Below are 20884 nucleotides of genomic sequence, written 5' to 3'. Positions count from 1 at the left end.
TGTGCATAAACTTGCTATTTTAAAAGATAACCTGTAGATATGAAATATTCGTTGCCGGCACTTTAGCTGGAGGTTGAACGGAGGGCTGTAAAATATCAGTAGGAAATACAATGTTTCCGGCCTCCCGTATCTCCGCTCTGAGATGTCTCGAATTGTAAACGCGTCCTTTCTTCTTTGGATTTCCAAAAAAGACAAGTCGCAGAGGCTTTGCGCTAAAACCGGTGAAATTTAATTGAAGAAAGGCAAAACAATGGCTCTTTATGAACATATGTTCCTTGCCCGACAAGACATTGCACCGCAGCAAGTTGATGAACTTTTGAGTCTCTACAAAGGTGTCATTGAAGCGCATGGTGGAAAAGTTGGGCGTATAGAAAATTGGGGACTTCGTCCTCTTGCTTACCGTATTCGTAAAAACCGTAAAGCTTATTATGTCTTAGTCAATATTGATGCACCAGCTTCAGCAATTGCTGAAGTGGAGCGTCAGATGCGCATCAATGAGGATATTTTGCGTTATATGACCATTCGCGTAGAAAAACACGAAAAAGAAAAATCTGCTATGCTCTCACACCTTGATCGCAATAGTCACATTGGACATGATGAAGAGCGTCCTCGTTTTCCACGTCGTCAACGTGAAAATACTATAGAAGGGGTAGAATGATGACTGATACTAATCAAAACTCTGCACGTCGCCCCTTTCATCGTCGTCGTAAAACATGTCCTTTTTCAGCGACCAATGCTCCCAAAATTGATTATAAAGACATCAAGTTGTTACAACGTTATATTTCCGAACGTGGGAAAATTGTTCCTTCACGGATTACTGCTGTTAGTCAGAAAAAACAGCGTGAATTAGCTAATGCTATCAAACGTGCTCGCTTTTTAGGCTTACTTCCGTACGTTATAAAGTAAGCAATCAATACACTATGCAACTGGAGAGTTTCTCCAGTTGCATTTCTTATATGGTTAAAAAATAGCTTGTTGTATCCTATGTTAAGCTATTAAATGTCAAAGTTGGGGTATTGACACGCCTCTAACTGCAGAAAGCAGGACAGCAATAAATGAAAAAAAATCGTACTTATGAGATATTAACCGGTATTTTGGCAGGATTATTTGCTGTCGTGATAGGACTGGCAATCATCAGTGTTGCAAATATCGCGCCCTTTTTTTCTCTTCTTCTTGGCTGCTTTCTTTCATTGCCAATTTTTATTGTTGCGTTCGGTCAAGGAACATTAGCCAGTCTCATCGCCCTCATAAGTGCCACTGTTGTTCTTATCATAACCACTAATACCTATATTGCTCTTGGCTTTATGTTCTTATTTTTCCTTCCTGCTGTCTATGCTTCTTGGCTTCTTGGGCTTGCACGACCAGCGCAAAAAGAAAACGAACTGATATGGTATCCATTGTCATCGGTTATTTTTCATTTAACTAATTTTATCGCTCTTATAGCAACTTTCATTGGGCTCTATGTTCAAACACGTCCTTCCACACCCATCGTTGCAAAAAAAATCACCGAAAACATAGCACAAACTCTGCAACAAACACAGTCAATAAAAGAAGCCGATATACGCGCTTTTAATGAGCTTTTAATGACGCATACAGCAACTTTTACTGCTTTTTCTTTGACTATTTATAGTTTGGTTTTTCTCATTGGTAACCTTTACTTTTCCATGATAGCAGCACAACATATGAAATGGCTGAAAAGACCCCGTGATGATTGGAGCCAAACTCTCCGCCTTCCAATTTCTGGAATTATTATTTTTATTATTGTTTGCATAGCATCGATGGTTGAGCTGAGCGCTTCTCTTAACTTGAGTACCCGTGTCTTTAGTACTGCATACATTGTCATCATATTAATTAGCGGTCTAGCATATCTTCACAATATTACAAAAGGGGTAAACGGTCGGATTATTATACTTTCTCTTGTTTATATTGCTATTTTAACAGTCGTTTTTACTCCACCTATTGTTTTCATGATGCTTTTGATGGGAATTTGGGCTGCTATTCAATACAATTTTCAATCACGCAAAAAACTCCACTAAATTTATTTGTTCGAAAGGAAAAACTATGGATATTATTTTACTTGAGCGCATTCCTCGTCTTGGTCAGATGGGTGATATTGTCTCAGTTAAAGATGGTTATGCGCGTAATTTTCTCTTGCCTCAAGGTAAAGCTTTACGCGCAAATGAAGCTAATAAAAAACACTTTGAGATGCAACGTGCACAACTTGAAGCACGTAATCTTGAACGCAAAAGCGAAGCGCAAAAAATTGCTGAAAAACTTGATAGACAATCATTCATTGTTGTTCGTTCTGCTGGTGAAACAGGACAACTTTATGGTTCTGTGTCAACACGTGATATTGCTGAAATGATAACAGATGAAGGCTTTTCTATTGGGAGAAATCAAATCGAACTTAATCATCCAATAAAAATGATCGGTCTTCACACTATCACTCTTAGTTTACATCCAGAGGTTCAAATTTCTGTGATTATTAATGTTGCGCGTTCTACTAGTGAAGCACAACGCCAAGCAGAAGGTGAAACTCTCACTTCGGCTAAAGAAATATATAATATTCAAGAAGAATTATTAGAAGAAAGTCAGGAAGAATTATTGGCAGAAGAAATTAATGACAACGATATAAACAGTTCTCATCAAGAAGCTTAATTTCTATTTTTTCTTTCTATTTTATATTTTTTATTCCATTTTAAATATCGATCATAAAATACTCACACTTTAAAAGTGAGTATTTTATGGCTATCGTACATAAAGAACCTAATTTTTATGAAAGAATTAGAAATATACTATTTAAAGGCATTACATGCCGAGAATGGTAGTATCACTAAGAGGAAATGTCTTTTGTTTTCCAGCATATAAAGCAAAAATAATTTAAAGTTCTACCCTTAAGACTAAAGTTTGTATGAGCGTTAATTTGATTATATCCTCACATGATCTGAAATAATTTCAGTTATAAAAAATAATTCTACTTACACAGATATTGGAATTTTAAGGTTAAGTAACTTAAAAATACTTAAATTTAGAGTAGCAAAACTTCCACTTTAAAATCACATATTATAAAATAAATAGATAGACGTTATATAAATAATACACAAATGATAAATGAGGAACGAAAAGAGAGTTTTAAAAAATTATATAATTTTAACTTAAAATGAAGGTTTGTAGCTCTATTCTTTTAATTATACGATTTTCAATTTATCGCCTAAAGTAGCTAGACTTAGAATTTTAGTGGAAAAATATTATGGAAGAAACTAACGTTGTTAATGTCAGCTCTTCAAAGAAAGAGGATTCTCCTTCTTTTCGGCAACTTCCGCATAATATTGAAGCTGAACAGGCATTGCTTGGTGCTATCTTTATCAACAATGATTCTCTTGACCGCGTTTCAGATTTTCTAAAACCAGAACATTTTTTTGAACCATTGCATCAAAAAATTTATCATGTTTTATCTCACCTTATTAAAACAGGAAAACGTGTAGATCCAGTTACAATCAAGCCCTATATCCAAATGGAAGAAAAAATTGGAGATATTACTGTATACCAATATGTTGTTCGCTTAGCCACAGAGGCAGTCACTATTATTAACGCTGAAGATTATGGACGCGTCATTTACGATCTGTTTATCCGACGGTCTTTGATTAACCTTGGAACTCAAGTTGTCAATACAGCCTTTGATGCTCCTGTAGAACTCACGCCTACCCAACAAATTGAAACTGTTGAAAATCAGTTATTTGAGCTAGCAGAAAAAGGGAAATATGGAGGTGGATTTGAAAATTTTAATGAGGCTATTAAAAAAGCTATCGATATGGCAAGTGCTGCGAAAAAGCGCTCTTCACAATTATCAGGGATAGCCACCCATATTAAAACACTTGATGAAAAAATGGGAGGATTACAAGCATCTGACTTAATTATCCTTGCGGGCCGCCCTGGTATGGGTAAAACCTCACTGGCTACCAATATTGCCTTTAATATTGCTAATGCTTATAATCGTAATGCCAATATCCAAGAAAATGAAGGCGGCATTGTGGGATTCTTCTCACTTGAGATGTCATCCGAACAGCTTGCAACCCGTATTATTTCTGAACAAACAGAAGTCTCTTCTTCTGATATTCGGCGTGGCAATATTTCAGATGAACAATTTTCAAAAATTATTCGTGCGGTGAACCAACTACAAAAGGCACCACTTTATATTGATCAAACTGGGGGAATATCAATTACGCAATTAGCTGCTCGTGCGCGGCGTCTCAAGCGGCAACATGGTTTAGATATCTTGTTTATTGACTATATCCAACTCATGACAAGCAGTTCAAAGCGTTCATCAGAAAATCGTGTTCAAGAGATCACAGAAATTACCACAGGATTAAAAGCATTAGCGAAAGAATTGAATATTCCTATTATCGCTCTCTCTCAACTTTCACGTCAAGTAGAAAATAGAACAGATAAACGTCCACAGCTCTCAGATTTACGTGAATCTGGTTCAATTGAGCAAGATGCCGATATCGTTCTGTTTGTCTATCGCGAAGAATATTATCTCAAAAATGAAGAACCAAAACTAGGTAGCTTGGAACATACGAAATGGCAAGAAATAATGGATAAAGCTTTTGGAAAAGCTGACGTTATTATTGCAAAACAGCGCCATGGGCCGACAGGAATCGTGCCCCTTGCCTTTCAATCTGATTTCACACGCTTTAGTGATCTGGCCGATAGCAATTACCTTCCAGAGCAAATTGGTTAAATCGACACGGCGCGTAATCGTATTCAATTTATCTGTCAAAATTGTGAAACCATCCTTCTCATTAAAAAATGTAGTTCTTATCAAGAATGATAATTTCTTACAAAGAATCATTTTTCAATGATTCTAGCCGCCGTTATTTGCTATTTAATAACATTCTTCTTGCATGAAATGATAACACATCTCTTAATGTTGTAAGTGGGGTACATATATTAAAATCCATAGCTAATCTAAATCTTTCTATATTGTTCCTTCTTTTAAAAAACTCCTTCTCACAATACACTCATTTTCTTGTTTTTAAATTCAAAAATAATTGCTGCTGTTGTGCAAGGCTGACTATTATGTAGAATATCAGAAACTTTCCTCTTTATAGGACAACCTCTAACCTTTTAACAAAAATATTTTCTAATCTATCTGAAAAATTACCCTAATTACCGCAATATAAAAAACAAGCAGTGTTTTAAATAATACAGCACAGAGAAAATTCTACAACATGCAAAATATTCTTGATATAAAATTGCATAAAAACTGATATCTAACAAAAGGAAAGTGTATAATTATGCTAGAAAAAAAAGAAGACTGCGATAGTAGATTTGACAGTCTTGATGACGCTATCAAAAGAGTTGTTGATATAGCAAGTGCTGCAAAAAAGCGCTCTTCGCAAATATCAGGGATAGCGACTCATATTCAAACACTTGATGAAAAAATGGGAGGATTACAACCATCCGACTTAATTATCCTTGCGGGACGCCCTGGTATGGGTAAAACTTCACTTGCTACCAATATTGCCTTTAATATTGCCAATGCTTATAATTATAATGGTAATATCCAAGAAAATGAAGGCGGCATTGTGGGATTCTTCTCACTTGAAATGTCCTCAGAGCAGCTTGCAACACGTATTATTTCTGAACAAACGGAAGTCTCTTCTTCTGATATTCGACGTGGTCATATTTCAGATGAACAATTTTCAAAAATTATTCGTACGGTAAATCATCTCCAAAAGGCACCCCTTTATATTGATCAAACTGGAGGAATATCAGTTTCACAACTGGCTGCCCGTGCTCGACGTCTCAAGCAAAAACATGGTTTGGATGTCTTAATTATTGATTATATCCAACTCATGACAAGTGATTTAAAATACACATCTGAATATCGTATTCAAGAAATCACTGCAGAATTAAAAGCCTTAGCGAAAGAATTAAATATCCCTATTATTGCTCTTTCACAACTTTCACATCAAGTTGAAAACAGAACAGATAAACGCCCAAAACTTTCAGATTTAGGTGGATTTGGTTCTATTGAGCAAGATGCCGATATCGTTTTATTTGTCTATCGTGAAGAATATTACCTCAAAAATGAAGAACCAAAGTTCGGTAGCCTTGAACATATGAAATGGCAAGAAATAATGGATAAAGCTTTTGGAAAAGCTGACGTTATTATTGCAAAACAGCGCCATGGGCCGACAGGAATCGTGCCCCTTGCCTTTCAATCTGATTTCACACGCTTTAGTGATCTGGCCGATAGCAATTACCTTCCAGAGCAAATTGGTTAAATCGACATGGCGCGTAATCGTATTCAATTTATCTGTCAAAATTGCGGAACCATCCATTCCCGTTGGGCAGGAAAATGTAGCGCTTGTGGGGAATGGAATTCCCTTATCGAAGAAACTATAAATAGCGGCATAGGAAGTGGTCCTAAGCAGAATGCTCGTAAAGGACGCATTGTCACACTCACATCTCTTTCTGGAAATATTGAAGATGCTCCACGTATTCATTCTGGTATTGCTGAACTTGATCGTGTTACCGGTGGGGGCTTTGTCCGTGGATCGGCACTCCTTGTTGGAGGTGATCCGGGTATTGGTAAATCAACATTGCTGACACAAACAGCCGCTGCTTTATCACGTAAAGGATATAATGTCATCTATGTTTCAGGTGAAGAGGCTATTGCGCAAATTTGTCTGCGCGCACAAAGGCTTGAAGCTAACAATACAGAAGTGAAACTTGCTGCTGAAACCAATGTTGAAGATATTCTGGCAACCTTAAGCGAACATAAAAACCTTGATATGGTGATTATCGATTCGATTCAAACCCTATGGTCAGATACAGCAGATTCAGCACCTGGCACTGTCACACAAGTACGTATCGGTGCTCAGGCAATGATCCGCTTTGCCAAGAAAACAGGAACCGCCGTTGTTCTTGTTGGGCATGTTACAAAAGATGGACAAATTGCTGGTCCTCGAGTCGTTGAACATATGGTTGATGGCGTTCTCTATTTTGAGGGTGAAGGAGGACATCATTATCGCATTCTTAGAACTGTAAAAAATCGCTTCGGACCAACAGATGAGATTGGTGTCTTTGAAATGTCTGATAAAGGATTACGCGAAGTGATAAATCCATCTGAATTATTTTTAGGGGAACGTAATGAAAAAGCACCAGGCGCTGCTGTTTTTGCAGGAATGGAAGGGACACGCCCGATACTCGTAGAAATTCAAGCGCTTGTTGCTCCTTCTTCCCTTGGGACACCAAGACGTGCGGTTGTCGGATGGGATGGAAATCGCCTTTCTATGATTCTTGCCGTTTTAGAAGCCCATTGTGGTATTCGTTTTGGACAGCATGATGTCTATCTGAACGTAGCAGGTGGATATCGCATATCAGAACCCGCTGCTGATTTAGCTGTAGCCGCTGCTTTGGTATCTTCTCTTGCCAATATCGCATTGCCAACGGATTATGTATATTTTGGTGAAGTCAGTCTTTCAGGAGCTACCCGCGCTGTTGCACATTCAGCACAGCGCATCAATGAAGCAAAAAAACTCGGCTTTCAAGGAGCCTTTCACCCCACAACAACAACCGAAATGATGAAGTCGCTCAACTTTCAACAAAAAACTTTCTCCGACCTTCCCGAACTCGTTGCTACTCTTACCGTAAGTAAAAAATGATCTGCACCACAGATATGATAATATAGAAAAATCTCTATAAAATACAAAAGATCCTTGCTATAAGAACAAAAAATGGCATAACAAAAAATATATTTGCACACAGACTTAAAAGAACACAACTTTATGTATAAGGAACAAACAAATGATCATAACAATCCTTGATGGAATTGTCGTAGTAATCATCCTGTTGTCCGCTTTTCTTGCTATGCTTCGAGGATTTTCACGTGAAGTGTTATCGTTGATTTCTTGGACAGTTGCAGCTGTTACGACACTGTTTTTATTCAAACCTGTCTTACCTTTCTTTGAACAATATCTCTCTAATAAAATGATTGCATTGATCACAACATTGGTCACAATTTTTATTATTGTTCTCATTATTACTTCAATTATTACAATGAAGATCTCTGATTTTATTATTGATAGTCGAATTGGTATCCTTGACCGTGCTATTGGTTTTATTTTTGGAGCACTTCGTGGTTTACTTATCATGGTCATCGGTATGTTGCTGCTTAATGCACTGATTAAACCCGAGCTTCAAGCGAATTGGTTAAAAAATGCAAAAACAAGGCCTATTTTAGATTCATTGGGACAAAAAGTTTGGGAAATACTCCCCAAAGATATTGGATCTGTTCTCGAAAAGACGGAAAATTTGTTTAAAGACAGCAATAAACATACGTATGAGTAACACTCTCATGAAAAGATAATTTTCAAAAAATAGAGAATAGTTTTTCATGAGGAAAGAGAACTAAATGATGTAAAATGTGATATTAATGATTCCTCCATATCACAACTGAAAGAATATGATGATAAAAAGCGATGTTTTCTGTCAAGAATTTTCATTAGATGATGATACCCTTCATGAAGAATGTGGAGTTTTTGGTATTCTTGGGCATGAAGATGCCGCAACATTAACAGCTCTTGGACTCCACGCACTTCAGCATCGTGGGCAAGAAGCAGCTGGGATTGTTTCTTACCATAATAAAATATTTCATCAAGAAAAGCATTTAGGTCTTGTTGGAGATCACTATACAAACCCTGCAACACTTGCGCGCTTACCAGGAAATCGTGCTATTGGACATACCCGTTATTCAACAACTGGAGAAGTGGCATTACGCAATGTTCAACCCCTTTTTGCTGAATTGAAAGTTGGAGGTATTGCTATTGCGCATAATGGTAATCTTACCAATGGTCTCACATTACGCCGTGAACTCATCGCTTCTGGTGCTATCTGTCAATCAACGTCGGATTCAGAAGTTTTTCTCCATCTTATTGCCCGCTCACGTTATGAGTCGTCCTCTGATCGTTTTGTTGATGCGATTCGGCAAGTAGAAGGTGGGTATGCTATGTTAGCGCTCACACGTACAAAACTTATTGCGGCACGCGATCCAACAGGAATTAGACCTCTCGTGATGGGGGAACTTGATGGTAAGCCTATCTTTTGTTCTGAAACTTGTGCTCTTGATATTATTGGAGCAAAATATGTCCGTGATGTTAAAAATGGAGAAATCATCATATGTGAAATACAAAAAAATGGGGAAATTACAAAAAAAATTATAAAACCAGAAAATACAAAACCAGAAAAACTTTGCTTGTTTGAATATGTTTATTTTGCCCGCCCAGACTCAATCGTTGGAGGACGTAGTGTTTATACAACACGCAAAAATATGGGAATCCGTTTAGCACAGGAAGCCCCTTGTGAGGGTGATGTTGTGGTTCCTGTTCCTGATGGAGGAACGCCTGCCGCAATTGGCTATGCACAAGAAATTGGAATTCCCTTCGAGCTTGGTATTATTCGTAATCACTATGTTGGCCGCACTTTTATCGAACCAACACAACAAATTCGCGCTTTTGGCGTCAAGTTAAAACATTCGGCAAACCGTCCTGTGATTGAAGGAAAACGTGTTATTCTGGTTGATGACTCCATTGTGCGTGGAACAACATCCCTTAAAATTGTACGAATGCTTCGCGATGCAGGAGCAAAAGAAGTTCATATGCGCATTTCTAGCCCTATGATTTTTTATCCTGACTTTTATGGTATTGATACACCTAAAGCTGAAAACCTTTTAGCAAATCAATATCCAGATTTAAAATCTATGTGTGATTTTATTGGAGCGGATTCATTAGAATTTCTTTCAACGGATGGATTATATCTTGCTGTAGCAGGGGAAAAACGGAATAACGCCGATCCACAATTTACTGACCATTATTTTACTGGATATTATCCTACGCATCTGGTTGATCAAGAAAATCTCTCCAAAATTCATCAATCATCTGTTCTTAAAACAAGAGATTAATGATGACAAAACGTGACTTTAGTCTCCATGGGCGTGTTGCACTTGTTACTGGCGCATCAAGAGGGATTGGCTATTATTTGGCACTCGAGCTTGCTGCACGCGGTGCTCATATTATTGCTCTTGCACGAACAGTCAGTGGACTTACTGAATTAGATAATCAAATCCGAGAAAAAGGAGCTCATGCAACCCTTGTTCCCCTTGACTTGCATCATATGGAAAACATCGATACCCTTGCTATCTCAATTGCCAAACGCTGGAAAAAACTTGATATTATCGTTGCAAACGCAGGAATTCTTGGAACACTCTCACCAATAGCGCATATAGAAAACACGGTATTTGAAGATGTTTTTCAAATAAATCTTTTCAGCCAATGGCGCTTAATGAAAGCCGTTGAGCCTTTATTACGTGAATCTGATGCTGGACGAGCCATCCTGTTATCCTCAAGCGTTGCGCATGCTGCGCGCCCTTTCTGGGGAGCTTATGCAGCCTCTAAAGCGGCTTTAGAGGTGATTGCCCGCTGTTGGGCAGAAGAACTCAAACAAACCCCTATTAAGATTAATTGTGTCAACCCTGGTGCCACACGCACTGCCATGCGCGCTGAAGCTATGCCCGGTGAAGATCCACAAACTCTTCCTTCACCACAAGAGGTTGCAAAAAAGATAGTCCATTTGTTATCACCTGATTTAAAGGAAACTGGAAAACTTTTTAATGTCCATAAAAATCGGTTTGTAGATTATCATGTACCTGATTGATCATCATATGAGAAGTAAATCGTTTGACTCTCTCTTTTCCCTGTGCTTTTCGACAGAAGAATGAAGCGCTTTATAATTCTTGGATAGCTTTAGCATCAGCCTTTTTCTCTTCTAAAGTAGCACGTTTATTATAAGCGATAAAACTACAAGGGAGAAAAATCATATAGCTAACAGCTGTAATCAATAAAGTTTCCCATGTGTAAGTCGCAAGAAAACCGACATAAATAACAATGACCAACATGCACGGTATAACGATATCGCGCCTTAAATTTTGATCAATTGTTTTTGCATTCCATACCGGTAAACGACTAATCAAAAGAAAAGCAATAATTACAGTATAAAGACTAAAAAATAATGCCCACCCCCAATTGGGGACCAAACCAAGAGTGCCTAAATAGGTAGGCAATAAAAGTAATAATGCTCCTGCTGGTGCTGGAACACCAACAAAATAACTTCTCTGCCACTTAGGTATATTGGGGTTATCTAACATCACATTAAAACGTGCTAATCGCAAACAACAAGCAACACAATAAACAAGGGCAGCAACCCACCCAATATGATTCGCTTGATTCAAGATAAATGAATAAACAATGAGTGCAGGGGTAACACCAAAATTTATAACATCAGCAAGAGAATCCATCTGTGCCCCAAAAGATGAACTACCATCTATTAAACGGGCAATGCGACCATCAGCACCATCTAAAACTGCAGCCAAAAGCACCATTAAAATAGCAGCTTCATAGCGATGTTCAAAAGCCAAACGAATGCTGCTCATCCCTGCACAAATTGCTAAAATAGTAATAATATTAGGAATAACATACCGCATTGATGTAGGTGAACGCCGCCGATTTGCAACATCATCATGCTGCCCCTCAGGGTTGAATGAAGAAAATGGCGAAAAATTTTTCATTGTGAGTCCTAATCGTATCTGAAGCCCGTTGTGGCACTCTTATCATCAAAAGAACCCAAAACTGTTTCTCCAGCAATTGCTGTCTGTCCAACTGCAACACGCAATTTCATTTCAGTTGGTATATAAACATCAAGGCGAGAACCAAAACGAATCAATCCAAATCGCTCACCAGTCATAACGGCATCGTTTTCTTTTGACCAGCAAACAATCCGGCGTGCAACCATTCCCGCTATTTGTACGACACCAATTTTACCATGTTTGCTATCAATTACCACCCCATTACGCTCATTAAACTGACTAGCTTTATCAAAGTCAGCATTGGTAAATCGACCTGGATGATAAACGATAGACTCTACTGTACCACTGATAGGAATACGATTAATATGGCATGAAAAAACATCCATAAAAATGGAAATACGGATCATTTCATCTTTCCCTAATCCTAATTCTTCAGGTGGAACACATGATTCCACAAATGAAATACGCCCATCTGCAGGCGACATAACCCAATTTGAATTCAAAGGGATCACACGATCTGGATCACGGAAAAAGTATACACACCACACCGTGAGAACGAGACCAAACCAAAACAACGGACTCCATATCCAACCAAGAATGAGCGAAATAACAAAAAACGCTACAATAAAAGGATAACCTTCTTTATGAACCGGTACAAAGCTATTATGGAAAGATTGCAGAATACTCATATAATTTCCTATTCATCGTAAACTTAAACAAGCAACAAAGCTTTTTGTTCCTCTTGTGTCTTTTTATGTATTTAATCAATCACTCCATATAAAGATATAGATTACATTTTGCTCTATTTATTTTTTACGATTAACAACACTCGTCTCATCTTCTTCACGCATTTTACGTAATTTTTCTTCCGCTTGCGATGCTTCAAGCTGCTTATTCCACATTGAAGCATAAAGACCTTTCTTGCGTAAAAGCTCTGTATGCGTCCCATTTTCAATAATACGACCACTTTTAAGAACTAAAATTTCATCCGCATTGATAACAGTAGAAAGACGGTGCGCAATAATCAATGTTGTACGTCCACGGCTTACAATATCCAATGCTTGTTGAATTTCCTGTTCCGTCGCCGTATCAAGAGCCGCCGTTGCTTCATCTAGAATAAGAAGTGGAGGAGCTTTTAAAAGTGTCCGTGCAATAGCCACGCGTTGTTTTTCACCACCTGATAATTTGAGACCTCGCTCTCCTACCATAGACTGAAAACCTTCCGGTAAAATTTCAATAAATTTTGATATTTGTGCCATTTCAGCAGCTTTGCGCATCTCTTCATCTGTAGCACTTGGACGCCCATAGCAAATATTATAGGCAATTGTATCATTAAATAACACCGTATCTTGTGGGACCATGCCAATCGCTTCACGCAAACTCTTTTGTGTTACGTCACGAATATCCTGCCCATCAATTGTGATAGATCCTGCATCAACATCATAAAACCGAAAAAGCAACCGAGAAATAGTAGATTTACCGGCACCCGATGGACCGACAATAGCGACTGTTTTTCCTCCAGGAACTTCAAAATCAATATCTCTGAGAATCTGACGTCTCGAATCATAGGAAAACTTTACCTGATGAAAACAAATGGTCCCATCGCTTATCTCTAACGGTTTAGCATCCGATTTATCAACGATCTCTTTCTGAACATCTAAAAGATCAAACATTGCTTCAATATCCGTTAAACCTTGTCGAATATCACGATACATTGAACCAATAAAATTTAGTGGAATGGAAAGTTGCATTAAAAGCGCATTAATAAAAACAAAATCTCCTAAAGTTTGTGTCTTATAAAAAACTTCATAAGCTGACATCAGCATCATGATCGTCATTCCAATACCAAAGATAAGAGTCTGACCAAAATTAAGCCAGCTTAAAGATGTCCAAATCTTTGTTGCGGCTTTTTCATAACCTACCATAGAAGCATCAAATCGATCGGCTTCTAGAGTTTCATTACCGAAATATTTGACCGTTTCAAAATTCAAAAGAGAATCAACAGCGCGAGTATTCGCCTCAGTATCCGCTGTATTCATTTTTTGCCGAATACGAATACGCCAATCACTCGCCTTAATGGTAAACAAAATATATAATCCAACCGTTACAACAACAATGAGAAGATAATGCCACCCATAACTTATATAAAATACCAGTGCCGTTAATATAAATTCTAAAACTGTTGGTACTGTACTAAGAATTGAAAATCTTACGATCGCTTCGATTCCTTTTGTTCCACGCTCAATCACACGAGAAAGCCCACCTGTTCGGCGTTCCAAATGAAATCGCAAGGATAACTCATGCATATGTACAAAGGTTTTATAAGCTAATTGACGAACAGCGTATTGACCAACAGTGGCAAACAGGGAATCGCGTAATTGATTTAATCCAGCCTGCATAATACGCGCGACATTGTATGCCAAAACAAGCATGATGGGAATAATCCAACTGGATGGGAACCATTCAGGTAGCTGAAAGCTTGAATCAAGCACATTCGTAGAATATTTAAATAAATACGGTACAGATATGAGAACGAGCTTAGCCAAAACAAGATAAAATATTGCCCATAGCACACGCATTTTTAGATCACGCCGCCCTACCGGCCACATATAGGGCCATAAATTGTAAAGTGTGTGCAGAGTCTTCCCTGTATCTGATGATACAGTTTTTGTCATTTCATTGCGTTTCATAAAGTCCTTACTTCTCTATCATCCGCACAAACAGGCAAAATACCCTCTGTGGTTATTTATAGATTTATCTCTTCATTACGGCTTTCAATAAGCTATACCTACCCGTTTTTTGAAGTTAGACTGTTTTTGAAAAAGGAACAAGAAATAATCCACTATACAATTTATTATTTTGATCTGTATTTTCATACCACTCTGCTGCAAATAAATTTTCAACTTTTACATGTTTTTTTTTCAATTCTGCCTGAAGCCATTTTTTTGTTTTACCAATCTCTTTAAGTCCATCATCAATAACTTCACCATTTTCTATTAAAATCGTCGATTTCTTTCCCTCTTCCTTTTTAATGACAGTGCAATCACCATTGGTTTCCAAACGAACAAAAGCAGCTTCATGTAAGTGACACCCTTTAAGACGTAACATCGTAATGAGATCATTAATATTGATCCCTAAGTTCTTAATCTTATCCATTTGGAAAACTCCATCTAAAACTAATGTGACATTCCGCCCTGCAATAAGACGACGAAAAAAAACTGAATAGCGTGCAAAAAAATTAAAAGATGTAATCAAGGTTTGCCAGATGAATAAAACAAGCAATAATTGAAGGCTACTAATATTCTGATTATAAATAACGCCTCCAATAATACCTCCCATGACAAAATTACTGACCAAATCAACTGGTGTCATCTGACTAAGACTACCCCGCCCCGTCGTTCTTAAAATAAATAAGAAGGCAACAAGACCTACAGCTAGTTTAAGCGCGATATATCCATAATGATATAAAAATTCCATCATATTCTCCTTTTTTATGGAGCTGCTGGAATAGAGACATTAGTGCGCTTTAGTGTCACTTTATTTCCCACACAGTTATGCGCTCACCACTCTGCGGATCCTTACTGTCTTTTAAAAGAACCCCCTCGGCTGCAAGCTCATCACGAATTGTATCCGCAGCTTTCCACTCTTTATTATGGATAAGTCTTAGTCTTTCGGCAATGCGCTGATCAATAAATTTTGTATCAAGGAAAGTTTTTCTCATAAATAATGGGCAATCTATTTCTTTAATCCATTCTTGTCTTAACAGTCCTAATAAATTCATCCCATTCAGAAGAGCCAAAGCATTTCCTTCTTTATAAAATTTTCGCAAAAGAGTCAGTGCTTTTGGAGTATTAAGATCATCACTAAGTGCATCTATCAAAGTATCATCAATTGCTTCATTGTTTTTCATCTCACTCTTTTTGCTGCGAAGCCATTCATACCAACGATACAGTTCGCTGCTCGATTGTATTAAACGCTGTGCTGTCCAATTTAATGGTTCACGATAATGCGTTTGCAACATCGAAAAACGCGCAGACAAACCAGCCCAATTTTGCTTCATTTCATCGGTTAAAATACCATTAAACTCCCCCAAATTATTCTCTAAAACAGAACGAATAGTTATGAAATTGCCAAAGCTTTTCGACATCTTTTTGCCTTCAACTTGTAAAAAACCATTATGCATCCAAAAATTAGCCATTCGCTCCGTCCCAAAAGCTGAACAACTTTGTGCAATCTCATTTTCATGATGAGGAAAAATTAAATCAATTCCACCACCATGGATATCAAAAACATTGGCGGTCGGATCATCACAGGTTAAACCACCGCCATAGGGCGCTAATAACTTTGCCATTGACATTGCAGAACATTCAATATGCCAACCTGGACGACCTAAAACAGGAATTCCGCCCGGTGATTTCCAACCTGGTTCTCCTTCCACAGAAGGCTTCCACAAAACAAAATCCATCTCTTCCCTTTTATAAGCAGCAACATCGATACGCGCCCCCGCCCTCATTTCATCTAAAGAACGATTTGCAAATGCCCCATAATGGGGAGGATTTTTTATGCTACTTACAGAAAATAATATATGATTTTCGGCTTCATAAGCGTGCCCCTTTTCAAGCAACCTTTCAATTAAAGAGCGCATCTCCTCTAAATGCTCAGTGGCGCGTGGCTGACTGGTTGGCAACAGACAACCAAGTGCTATGGTATCTTGTTGAAACTGAGAATATGTACGTTCTGTTAAGTGACGAATAGCCTCATTCAATGATACGTTTGGATATTCGCTAGCTGCTCGTGCATTAATTTTATCATCGACATCTGTGATATTACGTGCATATAGAACATGCTCATTGCCATAAACATGACGCAATAAGCGAAATAAAATATCAAAAACAATAACAGGACGTGCATTTCCTATATGCGCATAATCATAAATTGTCGGTCCACAAACATAAAGACGTACTCTTGTCGCATCTATTGGTGTAAATTTTTCTTTTTTACGTGTTAGCGTATTATAAAATCGCAACTCTTTCATTTATTGACTCCATGGACGATATTATGCACCGATCCTTTTAGATGTATCTTATCTCAAATCATTGTATTACGCGGTTTAAGCTAAAAACTTGTATCTTTTATAGTAAATTCTTCTTACCATTTTCCCATTGTATTTACGGCTGTATTCATCGTTTATCATAAAAACAATCTATTTTATTTGATTGGACAAAAGCGTTCTATCATTAGAGATGCTTTCTCTCTTTAAAAAAAATGAGCTTAGAAAAAAATCTATAGGCAATACAATATAAATCTATGTGAAAAATAGATAGCTTGCAGGCAGAAAATCTTAAATTTTTAACCACACAAAGCTTCGTCAGTATTTTCAATATTCCACAATGGTTTCCTTACTGCCTCTTACGCCCTATATTTTATAATCAATAATTGAGAATGATGTAGCAATTAACTTTATTTTTTTACACCGTTCTCATGACAAAATTATTTTATCTTTACAGAGTTTTATTCAAAGAAAGCAATAAAAATAATGCGTAATAGATTGATGAACATCATTATTTTAATATTTCTTGTCATTTCAATACCAGCCTTTGCACAACAATCTCCACCTTATGAAAAAAATTTACTCCGACTAGCAGAAATTTTGGGATCATTGCATTCTCTCCAAAATCTTTGCGAGCCTCCAACAAACCAATGGTATGACTATATGAATGCACTGATTGAAGCAGAACACCCCATTCCACAAAGACGTGCTTATTTTTATGAAGCGTTTAATGAAGCGTATCGTGCTTTCTCAGAAAATTATCATCATTGTACACAAGCAGCCATTGAAGCCAATCAAAGATACATTGAGGAAGGAAGAATTTTATCTGAAAACCTCCTCATGCATTATAAATAATTAATCTATACAAAAAGTATCTCTCTCAATTTTAGCGGTATCAATGATACTCCTTTCACAAATGCGGGGAGCAATAAACCAGCTCTGAAAATAGAGAGACGTTTAAAGAATAATGTCTCGATACGCTTTTATTCGTATGAGCGTCTTTTTCCCCATACAAAATCGCTCTTTGGCTTCCTCCCCACACCTCAAAGGACGAAGATTTTTAACTAAATTTGCTCTGTAAACAATCTAGGTTCTTGTTGAACAAGGTTCCTCTTGGCTTCTAACGCATGTAATTTGCTGCATAGTTTCTACAAACAAGCCTAAGAATATTCACCACGCATTAAAAAAACACTTATGTATCAAAGAGGCTGACATACCCTATATCACCACTCTAAAGGATGGTATTTTACGGCATACTTATAATTTTAATCTGTTTACACCAAAGTTTCCATAAATTTAACAGGCTCTCCTTGTGAAGGTGTGACAATTTCACCTTCCCACATAACGCGCATACCACGGATAATAGTCCCAACAGGCCAACCTTTAACTTTTTGACCATCATAAGGTGTCCAACCGGCGCGAGAACCAATTAAGCTATTCGTAATAATTTCCTCTCGCTTAAGATCAACAATGGTTAAATCAGCATCAAACCCAACAGCAATGCGCCCTTTACAACTTATACCAAAAATACGACTAGGGCCATGTGAAGTGAGATCAACAAAACGTTCAAGAGATATTTTTCCTGCATTCACATGTGTCAACATAATTGCTGCTGTTGTTTGCACGCCTGTCATACCTGAAGGTGAAGAGGGATAAGGTTGAAGTTTTTCTTCAAGAGTATGAGGCGCATGATCTGAACCTAAGACATCAATAATTCCTTGTTGAACACCGTACCAAAGAGCGTCACGGTGGCGCGGCTCACGAATAGGCGGATTCATCTGAATTAATGTACCAAACTTCTTATAATCATCAGCCGTGAGCGTCAAATGATGTTGTGTCACTTCAATTGTTGCAACATCCTTATGTTTTTTTAGAAAATCAATTTCTTCTTCTGTCGAAAGATGTAACACATGAATCCGAGCCTTCGTCTCATGAGCAATTTTTACCAAACGCTGCGTACATTTTAATGCCGCAACTTCATCACGCCAAATCGGATGTGACGATGCATCCCCTTCAATACGCAATATTTTACGCTCTTTGAGCCTCGCCTCATCTTCAGAATGAAAAGCCGCACGACGGCGTGTATTCTTCAAAATAAGGCGTACACTTTCATCATCATCAACCAAAAGATCACCGGTAGAGGACCCCATAAAGACTTTAATTCCAGCCGCACCAGGAAGTCTTTCTAATTCAGATAGTTCATGAGCATTTTCACGCGTTCCTCCAACCCAAAATGCAAAATCACAATGCATTCGATGAAATGCGCGTTTAACCTTATCGCTTAATGTTTCTTCTGATGTTGTCAATGGATTGGTGTTAGGCATTTCAAAAATTGCCGTAACACCCCCTAACACAGCAGAATACGAGCCACTTTCCAAATCCTCTTTATATTCATTTCCTGGCTCACGAAAATGCACTTGGCTATCAATAATTCCTGGTAAAATATGAAGCCCCGTACAATCAATGACCTCACTAGCCGATGCACATGTAAGGTCGCCTATTTCAGCAATACGACCATTTGTAATACCAATATCACGCTTGCTTCTTCCATCATGATTCACAAGTGTTGCACCTTTAAAAATTGTATCAAATGTTTTAAACATAACCACGCTCCTTACATATTGCTCACTTATCGATTATGTAACTTTGAGCAGAAAGGCAAGAACCATGATTAAAAAACAAAATGCCATTTGCTTAAAAAACCGCGGGCTTATTCAAATTACAGGCGAAGAAGCAACAGATTTTCTACAATCCCTGATCACGACAGATGTAAAAAAAATCAGTCCACAGGAACTTTTCCCTGGAGCCCTTTTATCCCCACAAGGAAAGGTTCTTGCTGATTTTCTTATCGGAAAAAAAGAAGATGGTTACCTGATTGATATCAGGATGCCTTTAGCTGATACGCTCCATAAGCGTCTGTTGCTCTATAAGCTGCGCAAAAAAGTAGAAATTACACAACCATTTCAAGAGCTTGTTACAGTTTTTTTGAATAATGAATCAGATGCTTTAAATTTTGATTCAAGTTTTGTTGATAAACGCTTCCCACAACAAGAAAAAATAATACGAATCTATGGCAAAAAACCTTTTTTGACTTCAGAATATCATGACACATGGAATCAATTGCGTATCCGTTATGCAATTGCGGAAAGTGCTCAAGACTATGAAATTGGCAAAGTCTTTCCTCATGATATTAATTACGATCAAATCAATGGACTTGCATTCAATAAAGGATGTTATATTGGACAAGAAATTGTTTCACGAATGCACCACCGCCGTGCAGTACGTCGCCGTATTTTTATTGTAAAAGGCCAGTGTAAATTAACCCCTCAATCTAACATTGAAGCAGGAACAAAAGTGCTTGGCTACTTGGGAACATGTATAGGAAATGAGGCTCTTGCTTTAATGCGTATTGACCACGTCAAAGATGCTATGGATTATAACATCCCCTTTACTGTAAAAAACATTCCTGTCACTATAAGCATTGCTGAAAATATGAATTTTACCTTTCCTGAAAATACTATAGAAAATACTCATGGCTAAAGCTGAATTATTAAAAAATGGAGAAGCCCGCGCTTGGCAAAGAATGCTCTCTGGAAGGCGACTTGATCTTCTCAACCCTTCTCCTTTTGATGTTGAAATTGAAGATATTGCCCATGGACTTTCTCGCGTGGCACGTTGGAACGGTCAAACACGAGGAGAGCATGCCTATTCTGTTGCACAACATTCACTTTTGGTTGAACAAATATTTCAAAAACTTTTTCCACAATCGGAAAGCAACGAATGTCTTTATGCCCTTCTTCATGATGCTCCAGAATATGTCATCGGCGATATGATTTCCCCTTTTAAAGCTGTCATAGGAAAACAATATGAACGCGTTGAAAAGCGCATCCAAGATGCTATCCACATGCGCTTTTCTCTTCCCGTTGATCTTTCTCAAAAACTTTTAAAAAAAATTAAACAAGCCGACCGTATCGCTGCCTATTATGAAGCGATTACGCTTGCTGGATTTAATACAGAAGAAGCCTTTCGCTATTTTGGCTCTCCCAATAATATTCTACCCGATGATCTTAATTTATCCCCCTATTCTACACAACACATTGAAAACGCATTTTTAACGCGCTTTAATGACTTGGATGCCCAAAGATTATAGACTCTTCGCATTGTTGATTCCTTGTCATTACAGAATC

18 protein-coding genes and 1 pseudogene are annotated in these 20884 nt (G+C 37.8%); 13 read left to right on the top strand and 6 right to left on the bottom strand.

What is annotated here, in order from left to right:
• Positions 1-250 precede the first annotated feature (250 nt).
• The 10 genes and pseudogenes from rpsF (at position 251) to ACFIQC_RS02005 (ending at position 10719) form a co-directional block, all read left to right on the top strand.
• Positions 251-658 carry a 30S ribosomal protein S6 gene (gene rpsF, locus ACFIQC_RS02050; RefSeq protein ID WP_375612935.1) on the top strand — a complete coding sequence of 136 codons (408 nt, stop codon included), beginning with the start codon at positions 251-253 and terminating at the stop codon, positions 656-658.
• The gene (rpsR, locus tag ACFIQC_RS02045) at positions 658-906 is read left to right on the top strand and encodes a 30S ribosomal protein S18 (protein ID WP_375620813.1); all 249 of its coding nucleotides are present in this window, start codon (positions 658-660) and stop codon (positions 904-906) included. The genes rpsF and rpsR overlap by 1 nt, the downstream gene beginning before the upstream one ends.
• Before the next feature lie 149 nt (positions 907-1055).
• Positions 1056-2036, top strand: coding sequence for a hypothetical protein (locus ACFIQC_RS02040; RefSeq protein ID WP_375620731.1), 981 nt, complete (start codon positions 1056-1058; stop codon positions 2034-2036).
• A 25-nt stretch (positions 2037-2061) separates the two neighbouring features.
• Positions 2062-2658 (top strand): 50S ribosomal protein L9, encoded by a 597-nt coding sequence (gene rplI, locus ACFIQC_RS02035; RefSeq protein WP_375629349.1) that lies wholly within the window; start codon positions 2062-2064, stop codon positions 2656-2658.
• Between the two features lie 592 nt (positions 2659-3250).
• Positions 3251-4741, top strand: a complete 1491-nt coding sequence (locus ACFIQC_RS02030; protein ID WP_273791081.1) for a replicative DNA helicase — start codon at positions 3251-3253, stop codon at positions 4739-4741.
• A 613-nt stretch (positions 4742-5354) separates the two neighbouring features.
• A pseudogene (locus tag ACFIQC_RS02025) lies at positions 5355-6290 on the top strand (DnaB-like helicase C-terminal domain-containing protein); the annotation flags it as partial.
• Between the two features lie 6 nt (positions 6291-6296).
• Complete coding sequence (radA, locus tag ACFIQC_RS02020; RefSeq protein ID WP_375611228.1) at positions 6297-7673, top strand: DNA repair protein RadA; 1377 nt, start codon at positions 6297-6299, stop codon at positions 7671-7673.
• Between the two features lie 142 nt (positions 7674-7815).
• Positions 7816-8358 (top strand): CvpA family protein, encoded by a 543-nt coding sequence (locus ACFIQC_RS02015; protein WP_375620729.1) that lies wholly within the window; start codon positions 7816-7818, stop codon positions 8356-8358.
• Between the two features lie 115 nt (positions 8359-8473).
• Positions 8474-9967 carry an amidophosphoribosyltransferase gene (gene purF / locus ACFIQC_RS02010; protein WP_375610159.1) on the top strand — a complete coding sequence of 498 codons (1494 nt, stop codon included), beginning with the start codon at positions 8474-8476 and terminating at the stop codon, positions 9965-9967.
• A gap of 2 nt (positions 9968-9969) precedes the next feature.
• The gene (locus ACFIQC_RS02005) at positions 9970-10719 is read left to right on the top strand and encodes an SDR family NAD(P)-dependent oxidoreductase (protein ID WP_375620812.1); all 750 of its coding nucleotides are present in this window, start codon (positions 9970-9972) and stop codon (positions 10717-10719) included.
• 70 nt (positions 10720-10789) lie between these two features.
• Here ACFIQC_RS02005 and pssA read toward each other — a convergent pair whose 3' ends face one another.
• The 5 genes from pssA to cysS form a co-directional block, all read right to left on the bottom strand.
• Entirely contained in the window at positions 10790-11629 is an 840-nt protein-coding gene (gene pssA / locus ACFIQC_RS02000; RefSeq protein ID WP_375611225.1) for a CDP-diacylglycerol--serine O-phosphatidyltransferase, read from the bottom strand.
• Positions 11630-11637: 8 nt separating this feature from the next.
• On the bottom strand, positions 11638-12336 hold the full coding sequence (locus tag ACFIQC_RS01995; protein WP_375611224.1) for a phosphatidylserine decarboxylase: 699 nt from the start codon (positions 12334-12336) through the stop codon (positions 11638-11640).
• Between the two features lie 117 nt (positions 12337-12453).
• On the bottom strand, positions 12454-14337 hold the full coding sequence (locus ACFIQC_RS01990; RefSeq protein ID WP_375620728.1) for an ABCB family ABC transporter ATP-binding protein/permease: 1884 nt from the start codon (positions 14335-14337) through the stop codon (positions 12454-12456).
• A 115-nt stretch (positions 14338-14452) separates the two neighbouring features.
• Positions 14453-15124, bottom strand: coding sequence for a DUF421 domain-containing protein (locus ACFIQC_RS01985; protein ID WP_375620811.1), 672 nt, complete (start codon positions 15122-15124; stop codon positions 14453-14455).
• A 55-nt stretch (positions 15125-15179) separates the two neighbouring features.
• Positions 15180-16682 (bottom strand): cysteine--tRNA ligase, encoded by a 1503-nt coding sequence (gene cysS, locus ACFIQC_RS01980; RefSeq protein ID WP_375706669.1) that lies wholly within the window; start codon positions 16680-16682, stop codon positions 15180-15182.
• A gap of 501 nt (positions 16683-17183) precedes the next feature.
• Here cysS and ACFIQC_RS01975 point away from each other — a divergent pair.
• The gene (locus ACFIQC_RS01975) at positions 17184-17552 is read left to right on the top strand and encodes a TIGR02301 family protein (protein ID WP_375673753.1); all 369 of its coding nucleotides are present in this window, start codon (positions 17184-17186) and stop codon (positions 17550-17552) included.
• 419 nt (positions 17553-17971) lie between these two features.
• On the opposite strand, the gene ACFIQC_RS01970 is transcribed toward ACFIQC_RS01975, so the two are convergent.
• Positions 17972-19300, bottom strand: coding sequence for a dihydroorotase (locus ACFIQC_RS01970; protein ID WP_375706668.1), 1329 nt, complete (start codon positions 19298-19300; stop codon positions 17972-17974).
• A gap of 64 nt (positions 19301-19364) precedes the next feature.
• Here ACFIQC_RS01970 and ACFIQC_RS01965 point away from each other — a divergent pair, with 64 nt between their 5' ends.
• Positions 19365-20237: a YgfZ/GcvT domain-containing protein gene (locus tag ACFIQC_RS01965; RefSeq protein ID WP_375706667.1), complete on the top strand. Its 873-nt coding sequence runs from the start codon at positions 19365-19367 to the stop codon at positions 20235-20237.
• Positions 20230-20847 carry a YfbR-like 5'-deoxynucleotidase gene (locus tag ACFIQC_RS01960; protein ID WP_375620723.1) on the top strand — a complete coding sequence of 206 codons (618 nt, stop codon included), beginning with the start codon at positions 20230-20232 and terminating at the stop codon, positions 20845-20847. The genes ACFIQC_RS01965 and ACFIQC_RS01960 overlap by 8 nt, the downstream gene beginning before the upstream one ends.
• Positions 20848-20884 lie beyond the last annotated feature (37 nt).

The sequence above is a fragment of the Bartonella sp. AA126HLJHH genome (assembly GCF_042197425.1).
Taxonomy (GTDB): Bacteria; Pseudomonadota; Alphaproteobacteria; order Rhizobiales; family Rhizobiaceae; genus Bartonella.
This window is presented reverse-complemented; position numbering and strand designations above follow the sequence as displayed.